General features: G+C 68.3%; 11 protein-coding genes. 3 read left to right on the forward strand and 8 right to left on the reverse strand.

Annotated elements, in window-relative coordinates; all coding sequences use genetic code 11:
• Positions 1-249: 249 nt before the first annotated feature.
• On the forward strand, positions 250-909 hold the full coding sequence (locus tag AC0KS4_RS24140) for an O-methyltransferase (RefSeq protein WP_238957175.1): 660 nt from the start codon (positions 250-252) through the stop codon (positions 907-909).
• Positions 910-928: 19 nt separating this feature from the next.
• On the opposite strand, the gene AC0KS4_RS24145 is transcribed toward AC0KS4_RS24140, so the two are convergent.
• The 8 genes from AC0KS4_RS24145 to AC0KS4_RS24180 all read right to left on the reverse strand — a co-directional run bounded on the left by AC0KS4_RS24145 (position 929) and on the right by AC0KS4_RS24180 (position 12580).
• The gene (locus AC0KS4_RS24145; protein WP_225327286.1) at positions 929-2923 is read right to left on the reverse strand and encodes an acyltransferase family protein; all 1995 of its coding nucleotides are present in this window, start codon (positions 2921-2923) and stop codon (positions 929-931) included.
• A gap of 233 nt (positions 2924-3156) precedes the next feature.
• On the reverse strand, positions 3157-4593 hold the full coding sequence (locus AC0KS4_RS24150) for an aldehyde dehydrogenase family protein (protein WP_238957176.1): 1437 nt from the start codon (positions 4591-4593) through the stop codon (positions 3157-3159).
• Positions 4594-4621: 28 nt separating this feature from the next.
• Positions 4622-6334, reverse strand: coding sequence for a thiamine pyrophosphate-binding protein (locus AC0KS4_RS24155; protein ID WP_225327288.1), 1713 nt, complete (start codon positions 6332-6334; stop codon positions 4622-4624).
• Positions 6331-7530 (reverse strand): CaiB/BaiF CoA transferase family protein, encoded by a 1200-nt coding sequence (locus AC0KS4_RS24160; RefSeq protein WP_238957419.1) that lies wholly within the window; start codon positions 7528-7530, stop codon positions 6331-6333. Before AC0KS4_RS24160 ends, AC0KS4_RS24155 begins: the two co-directional genes overlap by 4 nt.
• 13 nt (positions 7531-7543) lie before the next feature.
• Positions 7544-8494, reverse strand: a complete 951-nt coding sequence (locus AC0KS4_RS24165; RefSeq protein WP_238957177.1) for an SDR family NAD(P)-dependent oxidoreductase — start codon at positions 8492-8494, stop codon at positions 7544-7546.
• Positions 8491-10338, reverse strand: coding sequence for a flavin-containing monooxygenase (locus AC0KS4_RS24170; protein WP_238957178.1), 1848 nt, complete (start codon positions 10336-10338; stop codon positions 8491-8493). The genes AC0KS4_RS24165 and AC0KS4_RS24170 overlap by 4 nt, the downstream gene beginning before the upstream one ends.
• A complete protein-coding gene (locus tag AC0KS4_RS24175; RefSeq protein WP_225327291.1) occupies positions 10335-11735 on the reverse strand; it encodes an aromatic ring-hydroxylating oxygenase subunit alpha in 1401 nt (466 codons plus the stop codon). The genes AC0KS4_RS24170 and AC0KS4_RS24175 overlap by 4 nt, the downstream gene beginning before the upstream one ends.
• Positions 11735-12580 carry an SDR family NAD(P)-dependent oxidoreductase gene (locus AC0KS4_RS24180; protein ID WP_225327292.1) on the reverse strand — a complete coding sequence of 282 codons (846 nt, stop codon included), beginning with the start codon at positions 12578-12580 and terminating at the stop codon, positions 11735-11737. Before AC0KS4_RS24180 ends, AC0KS4_RS24175 begins: the two co-directional genes overlap by 1 nt.
• A gap of 195 nt (positions 12581-12775) precedes the next feature.
• On the opposite strand from AC0KS4_RS24180, the gene AC0KS4_RS24185 reads away from it, so the two are divergent.
• A complete protein-coding gene (locus AC0KS4_RS24185; RefSeq protein WP_238957179.1) occupies positions 12776-14392 on the forward strand; it encodes an SMP-30/gluconolactonase/LRE family protein in 1617 nt (538 codons plus the stop codon).
• Positions 14392-15141 (forward strand): GntR family transcriptional regulator, encoded by a 750-nt coding sequence (locus AC0KS4_RS24190; RefSeq protein WP_225327294.1) that lies wholly within the window; start codon positions 14392-14394, stop codon positions 15139-15141. Before AC0KS4_RS24185 ends, AC0KS4_RS24190 begins: the two co-directional genes overlap by 1 nt.
• The last annotated feature ends 1 nt before the right edge of the window (position 15142 follow it).

Raw genomic sequence — 15142 nt, forward strand, 5'->3', positions numbered from 1 at the left:
GGCTCGTCAAACTCATTTGCGCTGAGCGTGGCGCCGCCGTCGCGCCCCCAGCGCCCACCCGGGCTGCCTCGGTTCGATTGCCCGCTCCTCACTCGCGCCGTTCCGGCGCTCACCGTCGCCGCCCTCGGTTCGATCGCCCGCTCCTCACTCGCGCCGTTCCGGCGCTCACCGTCGCCGGGCCCGGTTCGATCGCCCGCTCCTCACTCGCGCCGTTCCGGCGCTCACCGTCGCCGGGCTACGCTCGGCGACATGACCACAACCCTGCAGGATCCGCGGGTCGCATCGGCGCTCGACCGCATGTACGCCGAGTCGAAGAACCAGATGTCGCTCTTGCGCGAGCGGCGTGGCACCTTCGATCAGCCGATGACCGCCCAGGAGCGCGCCGACGCGATGAGCGAGTTCTACATCCCGGTGACGCCCGAAGCCGGCCGGCTGCTGTATTCGCTGGTCCGCGCCACCCGCCCGGCGACCGTCGTCGAATTCGGGATGTCGTTCGGGATTTCCGCCGTTCACCTGGCCGCCGCGGTGCGTGACAACGGGAGCGGCCGGGTGGTGACCACCGAGCTCAGCGCCACCAAGATCGCCGCCGCGAAGCAGACCTTCGCCGAGACGGGCTTGGACGATGTGATCACGATCCTGGAGGGCGACGCCTTGAGCACGCTGGAAAGCCTGGACGGGGCGATCGATTTTCTGCTGCTCGACGGTTGGAAAGACTTGTACCTGCCCGTGATCGAGCTGCTCGAGCCCCGCCTGTCCACGGGTGCGTTGGTCATCGCCGACAACGCCAGCTCGGCCGACATGGCCCCGTATCTCGACCGGGTGCGCGACCAGGACAACGGCTACGTCAGCTTCAACTTCCAGGTTCGCGACAGCGACAGCATGGAGATCAGCTGCCGCACAGGCACTTAGGAGAATTGCCTGCGCGGCGCTACCGCAGCGATTCCTCGAGCCACGGCGTCAGCCACTTCACCCCTTCCGGGGTCAGGTGCACACCGTCGCTGCGCACCTTGATGCCGTCGACCTTGGCGGTGTAGACGCCGTCGGGGCACAGCTTCTTGTTCAGGTCGAGGATCGCGACGTTCGGGTGATGGCTGACGGTCTTGCGCAACATGGTGTTCCACAGGTTGACCCGGTCCGGCTGGTCCTCGGGATACAGCCGGCCGTCCGGCTTCTCACCGCCGCGGCTGTACGGCACGGTCGCGACCACCACCCGCACACCGGTGGAACCGGCGATAGTCAGCGCCCGCTCGAGTTCGCCGTTGAGGTAGGCGTCGAAGGTCGGGTCGCCGATGTGGGTCCACTGGCCCTCGTTGACGCGATCCACGGTTTCCCAGCGGCCGATGATCAGCAGCGCGACATCGGGCTGGTCCTGGCTGACCTGCCTCGCCCATCGAATCGGCCAGCCGTCGCACTCGGATCGCTGCTCCAGCGTCTGACCCACATACCGGTACGGCGTGCCGCGCACCAGGCTGCACCCGATGACGGTGTGGTCGAGGAAGGCGAATCCCGGCGTCGGCGGGAGGTAGTGCATCCACGTCCACCCGATCGAATCACCGAACACCGAGACGGTGAACGGCCGATTGGGATCCCGGGGCCGGCTTTCTCCCGGCGGCGACGGCGAGACCGCCGCGACCGCCGAGACACCGGGCGGCAGGCCCACCTCACGCAGTCCCGGCCCGGTTCCCACCGGAACCACCAACAGCGTCACCGCCGCGGCGCTGGCCACGGTCGCCGCCGCCAACGGCAGCAGCGGCACCCGCGAAGGGCGCCAGCGCCGGATGGGCTGCTCGAGCACCCAATACGACGCCGCGGCCACCGCCACCGTGGCGGCGCACCGCGCGGCGAACAGCGGCAGCCCGGCCCACCCGGTGCGTTCGCCGTTGAGCGCCAAGAAGATCGGCCAGTGCCACAGGTAGATGCCATACGAGATGGTCCCGAGCCACACCAGCGGCGGCAACGCGAGCGCGCGGGCGACGACGCCGCGCTGCTCCAGGCCGACCGGGGCGATGACGAGGACGGCCGCGATCGCGACGCCGATCAGCAGGCCGTGGCGGAATTCGCCGCTGGCGCCGGTGGCGTAGTGGGTCGCCGCCGCCAGCCCCGCCACACCCAGCAGCGGCAGGATCCGGGCGGCGCGCCGCGCCCACCGGGTGCGGATCATGCACCAGCCGCGGTTCATCGACTGCCAGTCCCGTACCAGCAGGGCGGCGGCCGCCGCACCGACCAGCAGCGCCTGCGCGCGGGTGTCGGTGCCGAAGTAGATCCGGTCGCGGGTGCCGTCGGAGGCCATGACGATGGCGAGCGCCGCGGACGCCAGCGTCCCGAGGGTGGCGATGACAAACGTCGCGAAGCGCACCCCGCCGACGGTGGCCCGGGTGAAGCGGCGCCTCGCGCGTGCGGCCAGCGCCAGCGCGACCGCGATCAGCAGCAGCGGCCAGACGAAGTAGTACTGCTCCTCCACCCCGAGCGACCAGGTGTGCTGCAGCGGCGACGGCGGCGCCCCCTGGGTGAAGTAGTCGGTCTTCTGGGCGACGAACCGCCAGTTCGCCATCCACACGAACGCCGCGATGGCGTCGTCGCGCAGGCCGGTGAGCGACCGCTCGGGTAGCAGCTGCCGGGCCGCCGCCACGGTGAGCACCATCAACACCAGCGCCGGCAGCAGCCGCCGCGCGCGCCGGATCCAGAAGCCGGTGAGCTCGATGCGGCCGGTGCGTCCCAGCTCGTCGAGCAGCAGCGAGGTGATCAGGAATCCGCTGAGAACGAAGAAGACGTCGACGCCGATGAATCCGCCGCTGACGCCGGGGATTCCTCCGTGCCCGATGAGCACCAGCGCGACGGCGATCGCGCGCAGGCCGTCGAGCGCCGGGATTCCGCTGCGCCGCTCGGGGCGGTCCCAGACGGCCAGCCGGCCAACCCGGCGCACGGGGGCGACCCATCGGGGCCGACTACGACGAGCCGGTGCGGGGTGAGACCCGCCCGGCTCGGTGCTCGCCGTCAACGCGCCGTGACTACCATCCCGCCCGGCGCCATGGTTGATGCCGATACGTCGCTGCCCCTCCTCGTGAACGGAGCCAGCTTAAGGGTGGACGCGCGGGATTCCGCGGAGGACACGCAACGGTTTTCGGCCGTGGTGCGTTCGGATTTCGGTGCGGCGGGCTATCGGGCGGCCTTGTCGGGCGCGTAGCCGAGGGTGCTCTTGACCTCCAGGTATTCGTGGAAGCCGAACTCGCTCCATTCGCGGCCATTGCCGCTGCGCTTGTAGCCGCCGAACGGCGCGTTCATGTCGAATGCGTGGTTGATCGTCACCCATCCCGCGCGGATCCTGCGGGCAACTTCGCGTGCCGTGTCGAGGTCGGCCCCGGAGACATAGCCGGCGAGACCGTACTCGGTGTCGTTGGCGATCTCGACGGCCTGGTCGAGGTCGTCATAGCCGAGGATGCACAGCACCGGCCCGAAGATCTCCTCGCGCGCGATCGTCATGTCGTTGGTGACGTGCGCGAAAACGGTCGGCTTGACGTAGTACCCCGTGTCCAGCCCCGCCGGCCGGCCCGGGCCGCCCGCGACCACGGTCGCGCCCTCGTCGATGCCCTGCTGAATCAGGCGCTGCACCTTCTCGAACTGCGTCTTCGACGCCACCGGCCCGATCGCCGTCGCGTCGCCGGGGGTGCCCACCTGGACCTGCTCGGCTACCTCACGCGCGAGGTTAATCGCCTCGGCCATCCGTGAATTCGGCACCAGCATGCGCGACGGCGCGTTACAGCTCTGCCCCGAGTTGGGCATCATGTTGGCGACGCCGGCCCGCACGCCGTCGGCGAAGCCACCGTCGTCGAGGACGATGTTGGGGCTCTTCCCGCCGAGCTCCTGGGTCACCCGCTTCACCGTGGGGGCGGCGTTCTTGGCGACCTCGATGCCGGCGCGCGTGGACCCGGTGAACGACACCATGTCGATGTCGGGGTGGCTCGCCAGGGCCGCGCCGACGCCCGGGCCGTCGCCGTTGACCAGGTTGAACACCCCGGCCGGCACGCCGGCGGCGGCCAGGATCTCGGTGAAGATGTAGGGCGAATAAGGCGCGACCTCAGAGGGTTTCAGCACGACGGTGCAGCCGGTCGCCAGCGCCGGGTACACCTTGACGGCGACCTGGTTGATCGGCCAGTTCCACGGCGTGATCAAGCCGCAGACACCGATCGGCTCCTTGGCGATCAGGGTCTCCCCTTTGTGTTCGGAGAACGGGAAGTTCTTCAGCACGTCGATGGCCGTCGTGAGGTGGCCGATGCCGAGGAAGACCTGCGGGCCCGCGGCCAGTGAGGGCGGCGCGCCGATCTCCTCGGTGACCGCCTCGGCGAGATCGTCCGCGCGCTTCTGGTATTCGGCGAGGATGGCCTGCAACAAGTCCAGGCGCTGTTCCCGGGTGCTCTGCGACCAGCCGGCAAAGGCGCGCCGGGCGGCCTGAACCGCCACGTCGACGTCGGCCGCCGATCCCAACGAGATCTTTCCGGAAACCTGCTCGGTCGCCGGGTTTTCCACCTCGAAGGCGTTGGGCCGCACCGGGTCGACCCACTGTCCGTCGATGTAGAACTTCAGGTATTCGCGCATAGCTTGCACTCTTCCTTAGTTGCGACGCTTACTGGGTGCCTTCTGCGTACCAGGTGCGGAATCGGTCGTACTTGGGCATCTCCTCGGAGTTGGCCTTCGGGTCGATGCACACATGCACCACACCGACCTTGCCGCTGGCGTAGGCGCGCGCGATGGCCGGTCCGATCTCGGATTCCTTCTCGACGAACTCGCCGTGGCAGCCGAAGCCCTCCGCGATCTTGTCCATCCGGACGTCCTTGCTCCAGTGCACGCCGGGCTGCGGTGAGGGCTGCTCAAACGTGCGCTTGTAGACGCCCACTTCCAGGCCCCACTGGTGGTCGACGCCCACCACGCACACCAGCGGAAGATGCTGCCGCGCAGCCGTTTCCAGCTCGGCGATGTGGAAGAGGAAAGCCGAGTCGCTGGTCAGCAGCATGACGGGGCGCTTGCCGCCCTCGGCGACGGATGCCCCGACCGCGTAGGGCAGGCCGGTGCCGAGGTGGCCGAAGTTCTGGTTCCAGATCACGTCGCGCGGTTTGGCCTGCGAGTAGGTCCACTGAAAGATGACGGTCGCGCCGCCGTCGCGGACCATGATGGCGTCGTCGAGTTCGTTGAACGCCTTGGTGGCCTCGACGACGTAGCGCGCTGGGTGAATCGGCGAACGACCCGACGGCGCAGTCTCGGCGAGCTGAGCGAGCTCCTCGGCGTCGGCCTTGACCAACTTCTCGAGTTTGGCCGACGGGGTGCGCGGCGTGTCGCGGAGCGCGTCGACGAGCTGCGGCACGACGCCGCGCAGATCGCCCACCAGCGGCACGTCGAACTGGCGGTTGACGCCGATGGCGGCCGGGTCCTGCTCGACGTACACCCATTTGCGGTTCGCATCGTTGCCCGCCCAATGCTGGGTCCGGCCGTAGTGCATCGGCTCACCGAGTTCGGTCCCCAGCGCGACGCACAGGTCGGATTCCTCGACGGCCTCGTTGGCGGCCGGCGAGAACAAGTAGGGGAATGTCCGCTCCTGCAGACCCGGGATGTACGACGTACCCCCGGAGGTCTGGATGACAGGGCAGGCCATCAACTCGGCGAGCTCCTTCACCGCCGGACCGGTGCGCGACGTGTGCACGCCGTGGCCCACCAACAGAATCGGGCTCTTCGCTTCGCGAATCAGCTTCGCGGCCTTGGCGATCTCCGGGGCCCCCGCGCCCTGGTTGACGAGGCGATACCGATGGGGCGGCAGCGGATCGGCCACGTCGAGCTCTTCGAGGATGACGTGCGACGGGTATTCGACGTAGGCCGGGCCGGGGGTGCCGGACATGGCCTGGCGGATCGCCTCGTGGATGATCTCGTCGGTCTGATCGGCGTACTCGATGGACGCGCTGTACTTGACGGACGGGGCGAAAAGCGGCTCCTGGCGGACGAATTGGATGCGTCCGCGCCGGACCCGGCGTTCGGTGATGCGGGCGCGCTGGCCGCCGAGGAAGATCACCGGCGAGTTCTCCACGAGTGCGCACTGGATCGCTCCGGCCATGTTGGCCATGCCCGGGCCGAGCGTGCCGATGCACAGGCCGGGCTTGCCGGTCATCCGCGACGCCGCCTCGGCCATGAAGCCCGCGCTCAGTTCATGATGCGGCGCGACCACGGACCACCCGCGCGCGTCGGCCTCGGCGAACATGTGCACGAAGTTCGGGTCAGGGATCCCGAAGATCGTGTTCACGCCCTCGGCCTCGAACAGGTCGAGGATGCGCTTGTACACCGGCACGGTCATCGTTGAAGTTCCTTTCCGTCGCGAGCAGACGCAAAATCGTGCTCTGGCGGTGTGTTTCGTGCGATTCTGTGTCTGCTCGCGCTGATTTCGGCGAGCACTTCGGAGGTGTGGGCGCCGAGTTCGGGCGCCGGGCCCGCGACGCGGCCGGGCGTCTGGGAGAACCAGGTGGGTACGCCCGGGAAGCGCACCGGTCCGTGCGGGGTGTCCACGGTCTCGAACATGCCGACCGCGTTGAGATGCGGATCGTCGAACAGCGCGCCCGGCGTGTTCAGCGGCGCGGCGGGTATCTCGAGTTCGCGCAGAAGCTTCAACCACTCCGCGGTGGAACGCTCTTTCATCGTCTCGGCCACCAGCCCGTAGACGGTGTCGATCTCGCGGGCACGCTGTTCCAGCGTCGCGTACAGCTCGCTGGCCCAGGGCGGCCGCACGGCGTTCATGAAGGCGTTCCAGTGCTTGTCGTTGTAGATCAGCGCGGCGATGTGGCCGTCGCTGGTGCGGTACGGGCGGCGGTTGGGGGCCACGGTGCGCGGATACACCGCGGGCCCCAGCGGGGGATCGAACAGGGCGCCGTTGGCATGCTCGACGAGCATGAACGACGCCATGGTCTCGAACATGGCGACCTCGACCTCTTGTCCCTGCCCGGTGCGCTCGCGGTGGAACAACGCCATGGTGGTGGCGTACAGCGCCGTCAGTCCGGCGATCTTGTCGGCCATGATGGTGCCGACGTAGTCGGCCTCGCCGGTCAATTGCTGTTGCACCGCCGGGAGGCCGCATTCGGCCTGGATCGTGTCGTCGTAAGCGGGGCGATCGCGATCGGGTCCGCGTCGCCCGTATCCGTAGCAATTGGTGTAGACGACTTGGGGATTGATCGCGGCGACGTCGTCGTAGCCGAAGCCGAGCTTGGCGATCGCCTTGGCGCGCATCGAGTGGATGAACACGTCGGCGGTCTCGACCAGCGCGCGTAGCGCCCGCGTTCCGGCGTCGGTCTGCAGGTCCAGCACGATGCTGCGCTTGCCGCGGTTGACGTTGACGAACACCCCGCTCATGCCCGGCGCCGGGCCCACCGAGATGTAGCGGGTGTTATCGCCTTGGGGCGGTTCGACTTTGATCACGTCGGCGCCCATGTCGGCCATGATCTGGGTGCAGTAGGGCCCCATCACCATCGCGGTGAGATCGATCACGCGCAGGCCGGCCATCGGGCCCGAGGGGCTAGCCATGGAGCGCTCCTTGATCGTTTGACCTCTGCGCCAGCTCGAAGCTGTAGCGGATGTGCTGGTCGTGTCCATCCGGGACGACCGGGAAGATCGTCGGCGCCTCGACGTAGCGGATCGCGTCCAGATGGTTGCCGACGTCCTCGATCGTCCACGATGACCGGCACACGCCGGGGCTCTCCGCGACGACCGCTCGGGCCACGCGGCCCGCCAGCGCGATGAACAGTTCGCCGGTCACCGAGCAGGACTCGTGCGCGAGCCAGCCCACCACGGGCGCAACGAGTTCCGGTCCCATCGGCGGGTAGGCGGTCGTGTCGATGCCTTCCGCCATGCGCGTCACCGCCGCCGGCACGATCACGTTGCAGCGCACGCCCTCGGCGGCGCCCTCGAGCGCGGCGACGTTGGACAACCCGATCACACCCGCCTTGGCGGCCGCGTAGTTCGCCACGTCGTGGTTTCCGTACAGCCCGCCGATCGACGACGTCAGCACGATGCGGCCGTAGCCCGCGCCGCACATCAGCGGAAACGCCGGGCGCACAACGTTGAACGCGCCGCGCAGGTGTACGTCGAGCACGGCGTCGAAGTCCTCGTAGCTCATCTCCTTCAGGGAGGCTCGACGGACGTTGCCGGCGTTGTGCACCAGGATGTCGATGCGGCCATAGTGCTCGAGCGCGGTCGCGATGATCGCGGCGCCGCCGTCGGCGGTCGCGACCGACGCGCTGCACGCGACGGCCTGTCCCCCGGCCGCGGTGATCTCGGCGACGACCTGCTCGGCGGGACCGGCGTCGACCCCGTCGCCGTCGAGGGCGCCGCCGACGTCGTTGACGACCACCTGCGCCCCGCGTGCGGCCAGCAGTTGCGCGTAGGCGCGACCCAAGCCGCGGCCGGCTCCGGTCACCACGGCGACGCGGTCGTCGAATCGTAATTGCGCTGCAGGGATTTCGGTCAAGCGCCGAGCACCAACCCGTCCAGGTCGCCCTTGCCCCGCCACGCCCGCAGCAGGTCCTCGAAGGCGTAAAAGCCGGGGCCGTACGGTTCGCCCAGGTGTGACCGGATGCCCTCTCCCCCGCCGCCGCCTTCGTTGTTGTAGTAGCCGGGCGTGCACTGGGCGTCGAACGCCGAATTGTCCACCGCGGTTTCCCGGATCGTCGCGCACCACTGCTCCTGCGCCGCCGCGCTGGGCTCCACGGTGGTCGCCCCCCGCTTCAACGCCTCGGCGATGATGAAGGCGATGTGCTCACCCTGCAGCTCGTAGTTGGCGGCGATATTGGCGGAGATGCCGACCTGGGTGAAACCGGTATAGAACTGGTTCGGGAATCCGCGGCTGGTCATCCCGTGCAGCGTCTTGTAGCCGTCGCGCCAGTAGTCGAACAGCGACAGCCCGTCGCGTCCCTCGATCGTCTCCATGGAATAGCGCCGGCTGATCTCGGTGGTGATCTCGAAGCCGCTGGCATAAATGATGCAGTCGACCTCGTACTCGACGCCGCCCGCGACCAAGCCCTTTTCGGTGATCCGTTCCACGCCTTTGGAATCGGAGACGTCGACGAGGGTGACGTTGGGGCGGTTGAACATCGGCAGGTACTCGTCGTTGGACAGCGGCCGCTTGCACAGGAACCGGTAGTAGGGCTTGAGCGCCTCGGCGGTCTGCGCGTCCTCGACGATCACGTCGATGCGGCGGCGCAGCCGCTCCATCAACCTGTAATCCTCTTCTTCGCGGATCGCCATGAACTGCTCGGGGGTCATCGACGCGGGGTCGGCCAGCGCGAGCACCCGGGCCGCGGTGTTGCGCCCGAGCTCGGTCCAGAAGTCGCACACCAGATCCGGCTGACCCAGCGCCATGCCTTCGAACGTCCAGGAGTGGAAGTTGCGTTGCCGTTCGCGCTGCCAGCCCGGCTGCAACGACTTTGCCCACTCCGGGTCGGTTGGTGCGTTGTTGCGTTCGTCGACGGTCGAAGGGGTGCGCTGAAAGACGTAGAGGTGCTGGGCGTCTCGGGCCAGGAACGGGACGATCTGGATCGCGGTGGCGCCGGTGCCGATCACGGCGACCCGCTTGTCGGCGAGCCTGTGCAGGTTGCCGCCGCTGTCCCCGCCGGTGTAGTCGTAGTCCCATCGCGACGAGTGGAACGCGTGGCCCTTGAAGTCCTTGATCCCCGGAATGCCGGGCAATTTCGGCCGGTGGAAGGGTCCCGACGCCAGCACCACGAACCGGGCGCGGATGTCGTCGTCCCGGTTGGTTCCGATCCGCCACCGCTTGATCTCCTCGTCCCAGCGCAGGTCGCGCACCTGGGTGGAGAAGATCGCCGAATCGTAGAGGCCGAAGTGTTTGCCGATGTTGCGGCAGTGCTGGTAGATCTCGGCACCGTCGGCGAACTTCTTCGACGGCATGAAGTCGAGCTCTTCGAGAAGCGGGATGTAGCAGTAGGATTCGTTGTCGCATTGGATGCCCGGATACCGATTCCAGTACCAGACGCCGCCGAAGTCGCCCCCGAGCTCGATCACGCGTACGTCGTCGACGCCCGCCTTCTTCAGATGGGCCGCCGACAGCAGGCCCCCGAAGCCACCGCCCAGGACCGCGACGTCGATATCCTCGCAAATCGGGTCGCGCGGCGTGGCCGGGGTGTAGGGATCGACCTCGTAGTAGCCGGCGAAATCGTCTTCCAACTCGATGTACTGCTTGGAACCTTCTTTGCGCAGCCGCTTTTCGCGCTCCAGGCGGTACTTCTCGCGCAGCGCGGCGATGTCGACGTCATCGGGCGTCTGGGTGGGCCCGCAGTTGTCCAGGTGCATGGTCATGCCGATGGGGACTCCTTGTGCGAAAGTTCCTGGGGCTCACCGACGCCCATGTATCTCGACAGTTGGTAGTGCAGGTTGACCGTGCTGCGTTCGCGGTACGGATTGGGCTTGGTGCCGCCGAAGCCGAGCGACTTCATGCCCTGTTGCACGGCGGCCATGTTGGAGAAGTCCTGCGGCAGGACCGACCGCCACCGGGGGTCGCCGACCGGCGTGTACTCCCACTCGGTCTGGGGCTCTTGGCCTTTCGGGTACAGCTCGAAGACCGACACCTCGAAGAGGCACTTGTCGGGGTTGTAGCTGGGGTGCGGCCGCGCGCCGTAGCACAGCGCGCTGGTCAGGCCCTGCCCGATCTGGAAGTTCGGAAAGATCTGCCACGCGGTGCCGGCCTGCCCGAGGATGTCGGCGGGAATCGTCGGCCACACCACGCCACGGGCCTCGTCGTCGCGGCGCGCCGACGCCAGCCAGTGCTCGAGGACCTTGTCGGCCGGCGTCCCCTCGGGCAGCTCGTCGACGAGTCGCTTGGCGGCGTTCACCAGCGTCTGGGTGGTGGTGGCGTTGGTTTCCTCCATCGTGTACACCTGCATCTCCGCGGTGGACACCCGCGGGTCGGCGCCGATGCCGAGGCGGATCTTGGACTTGGTGGCCTCCATGTCCTCTGGAGCGTCGTAGCCGATGTTGCTATGTCTGCCTTGGGCTTTCGCCCACCCCTTGAACTCGCCGAACTTGTTGAACTCGGGATGCGTGGTGTAGACGTGGTAGGTCTCGTTGAAGGCCTCCAGCGCGACCTTCCAGTTGCAGTCGAAGGACAGCCACTTGCGCCATTTGTAGCGCATGTTTTCCAGGCCGAACGGGTCGAGGATCTTCGCGGCGGGGAACAGGTAATCGGCCAGCGGCTCGCAATCGGGGTCCATGTTGATCCACAGCCAGCCGCCCCACGTGTCGACCCGGACCGGTCGAAGGTGGGTGTTGTCCGGGGTGAGCGCGTCCTGCCAGTCCTGTTGCTCGCGGATGTGGGTGCACGCCCCGTCCAGGCCATAGGTCCAGCCGTGAAAGCCGCAGACGAACGACTTTCGGGTGCGCGCGCAGGCGTTCTTGGCGCCCTCGGGGGTGTCGATCAGCCGGCGGCCGCGGTGCATGCACACGTTGTGGTGCGCGTGGAATTCGTTGCTGCCGGTGCGCACCACGATGATCGAGTCGTCGAGGATGTCGTAGGTCAGGTAGCTGCCCACCTCGGGCAATTCCTCGACGCGGCCGACCTGTTGCCAGACCCGGCGCCACAGCCTGTCGCGCTCGGCGCGGGCGTAGTCCTCGGAGATGTATGCCTCGACACCGATCGTCATCGGCGTCGAGAGTTCCTCGACCCCAGCGGAGTTCGTGCCCTTGGCCAGATCGGTCATCACATCCTCCTGATCGCCGCGCGGAAGGATTCGTCTTTGAGAAAAAGCGACGTGTTGTCGGCGCCGAGGTGGCTCCATTTGAGGTCCAGCCCGCCGTCGACGAGCAGCGTCTGGCCGGTGATGTAGCTCGACATCTCCGAGAGCAGGAAGAGGATGGCGCCGGCCTGTTCCTCGGGCCGCCCACGGCGACCCATCGCGATCGCCTGCCGGTCCCGGTCGGGGTCTTCGTCGACGTAGGTGCGCGAGGCCGCCGTCTCGGTGACGCCGGGCGCCACGGCGTTCACCCGGATCCCCGCCGTCGCCAACTCGAGGGCCATCGTGCGGGTCATCGCCGTGATCGCGGCCTTGGCGGTTCCATAGGCGATGTGAAACGGCGCGGTGTTCATGCCGCTGATCGACGAGATCGACACGATCGATCCCGGCCGCTGCCGCGCGACGAGCTCGGCCGCCACGGCCTGGCTCATGAAGAATGCCGTTTCGAGGTTGTCGGCGAAGATCTTGCGCCAGTCGTCGCGTGCCACCCGGGTCGACGGCATCCACGTCGACGGCTCGGCGCCGCCGGCGACATTGACCAGCCCGTACAACTCTCCGTCGGCGCGGCGCGCGCGGTCGATCACCGCGGCGATGCCCTCGTCGGTGGACGCATCGGCCGCGACGGGCACCACGGCCAGGCCGTGGGCGGCCAGCGGGGCGACGTGCTCGTCGAGGTTTTCCTTCGATCGGCTCACCGCGATCACCGTGGCCCCGGCGCGGGCGGCCATCGCCGCGACGGTCGTGCCGATGCCGCCACCGCCGGCGCCGGAAACCACCACGATGCGGCCGTCCAGTCTGAGGAAGTCCTCCATTACCTGCTTCCGTCCACCGCGCACACATCGTGATCTGTCCGGACAAAATACGGCATTCTGTCCATTGGAGAACACTATTCCGACCCGTGGACTTCGCTGTCAAGATCGGCCCGGGACACTTCGGCGGCTATTGTCTGGACTACGAGGAATTGATAACGTCCAGCCCAACCGGCTGACGGAAGGACCTCGGCGAGCATGTCCATTTCAAGGGCCATCTCCACGCAGCCCTCGCGGTACCCAGCCCCAGACGCAATCGACGTCGCGCCGGGCTGGCAGCTCGAGCGGGTCACCGCGCCCAGCCGGCTGTTCGGTGCCAACGGGCTGCGCACCGGCCCGGACGGCCGCATCTACATCGCGCAGGTGACCGGCAGTCAGGTCAGCGCGCTGGACCACCGCACCGGGGAACTGGTCACCGCCAGCCCCAGGGGCGGCGACATCGTGGCGCCCGACGACGTCGCGTTCGACCCCGGCGGCAACCTGTACGCGACCGAGGTGATGGACGGGCGGGTCAGCGTGCGCGAGCCCAGCGGCCGGACGCGAGTGCTGCGCGACGACGTGCCGTCGGCCAACGGCATCACGTTCCATGGCGGTCGGTTGTTCATCGGTGAATGCCGCGAGGGCGGGCGCCTGCTGGAATTCGACCTGACGGGCGGCCCACCACGGGTGCTCTTGGAAAACGTGCCTTCACCGAACGCGATGGAGGTCGGCCCCGACGGCCTGCTGTACTTCCCGGTGATGGGCGCCAACGAGATCTGGCGCGTCGACCCCGATGGCGGCGAGCCGCAATGTGTCGCAGGCGATCTCGGCGTACCCGACTCCGTCAAGTTCGACGCTCAGGGCTACCTCGTGTCGACACAGGTGGCCAGCGGGCAGGTGCTGCGCATCGATCCCCGCAGCGGCGAACGGAGCCTGCTCGCCCAGCTGAATCCGGGGCTGGACAACTGCACCTTCGTCGGCGACCGGCTGTTCGTCTCCAACTTCACCGGCGAGATCACCCAGATATCCCCCGACGGCACAACGGAATCCGTGTTGCCGGGCGGACTCAACTGGCCGCTGGACCTGGCGGTCGGCGATGACGGGCAGCTCTACATCGCCGACGGCACGTACTTCTACGTCGCCCTGCCCAACGGGTCCTTGCACACCGCCGGGATGTTGTTCAGTCCCGGCTATCCCGGATTCCTGCGCGGCGTCGCCGCGAGCGGGCCCGGCGAGTTCGTCGTCACGACATCAGGCGGCCAGGTCGCCCGCTACCGGCCCGACGCCAGCGAAAGCGAGGTGCTGGCGGACGGTTTCGACCAGCTTTACGGGGTGGCGGTGAGCCCCGGCGCCGTGGTGGTCGCGGAGTTGGGCACCGGGCGGGTGCTGTCGCTGCGGTCGGGGGGTATCGACGTGCTGGCGACCGATCTGCGCGAGCCGGTCGGCGTCGCGATCGATGCCGACGGGGCCGCCCTGGTGGCGGAGGCCGGCGCGGGGCGGGTGGTCAGGCTGGACGGGTCGAGGGCCGACATCGTCGTCGCCGACCTTCAACGGCCGCAAGGCATTCTGGCCCGCGGCGGTGTGCTCTACGTGGTCGACGCCGGCGCCAAGGAGTTGATCGCGTTCGATCTCGCCAGCCGCGCGCGCCGGACGATCGCGTCCGGTCTGCCGGTCGGGCCCCCGCCGGGCGTGACGCCCAAGCCGCTGCGTGGCATGCCGCCGTTTTCCGGGCCACAGGGCCCGTTCGCCGGCATCACCGCCGCGGCCGATGGAACGCTGTACGTCTCGGCCGACGGTGAGGGCAGCGTGCTGGCCCTGCGCCCCACGGGGCGCTGATGTCCCAGGCCATCGCGGGCGACCACCGCTACCTGCAGATCGCACGCACGCTGCGCAAGGAGATCGTCGACGGCGTCTACCCGGTGGGATCACAGCTGCCGACCGAGCACCAACTGTGTGAGCGCTTTGCGGTGAGCCGCTACACCGTTCGCGAGGCGCTGCGCCGGCTGCGGGAGGACAACCTGGTCGCCTCCCGGCCGCGGGCGGGCACCCGGGTGGTGCCCCGCCCGGCGTCGAGTTCCTATGCCCAGGACGCGATGTCGATCGACGACCTGCTCGCGTTCGCTGCCGGCGCGCAGTTGACCATCGAATCCAACGAGATGGTGACGATCGACGAGGACCTCGCCGCCCGGACCGGACTCGAGCCCGGCACCCAGTGGCTCTCGGTGCGCGGCTACCGGCAGGCCGATGGGGCGTCGGAGCCGATGTGCCGAACGGAGTACTACATCAGCCGCAGTTTCGCCGCGGTCGGCAGGCTGCTGCAACGCCATGCCGGCCCGATTTTCCCGTTGATCGAGGATCTGTTCGGCGTGAGCGTCTCCCAGCTGCACCAGGAGATCGCGGCCGTCCTGCTGTCCCCGGAGCTGGCCGACGGCCTCGGCGTGGAAGCGGGAACGGCCGCGCTGCAGATGCGGCGCACCTACACGACCTCCGACGGGGAGGTGGCCCAGGTGACGATCAATACCCACCTGTCGTCGAGGTTTCGGTACGCGATGACGATGCGGCGCGTCACCGGTCAGGCCGGTTGAG

This window comes from Mycobacterium sp. NTMscope_MAC_12, from assembly GCF_976985675.1.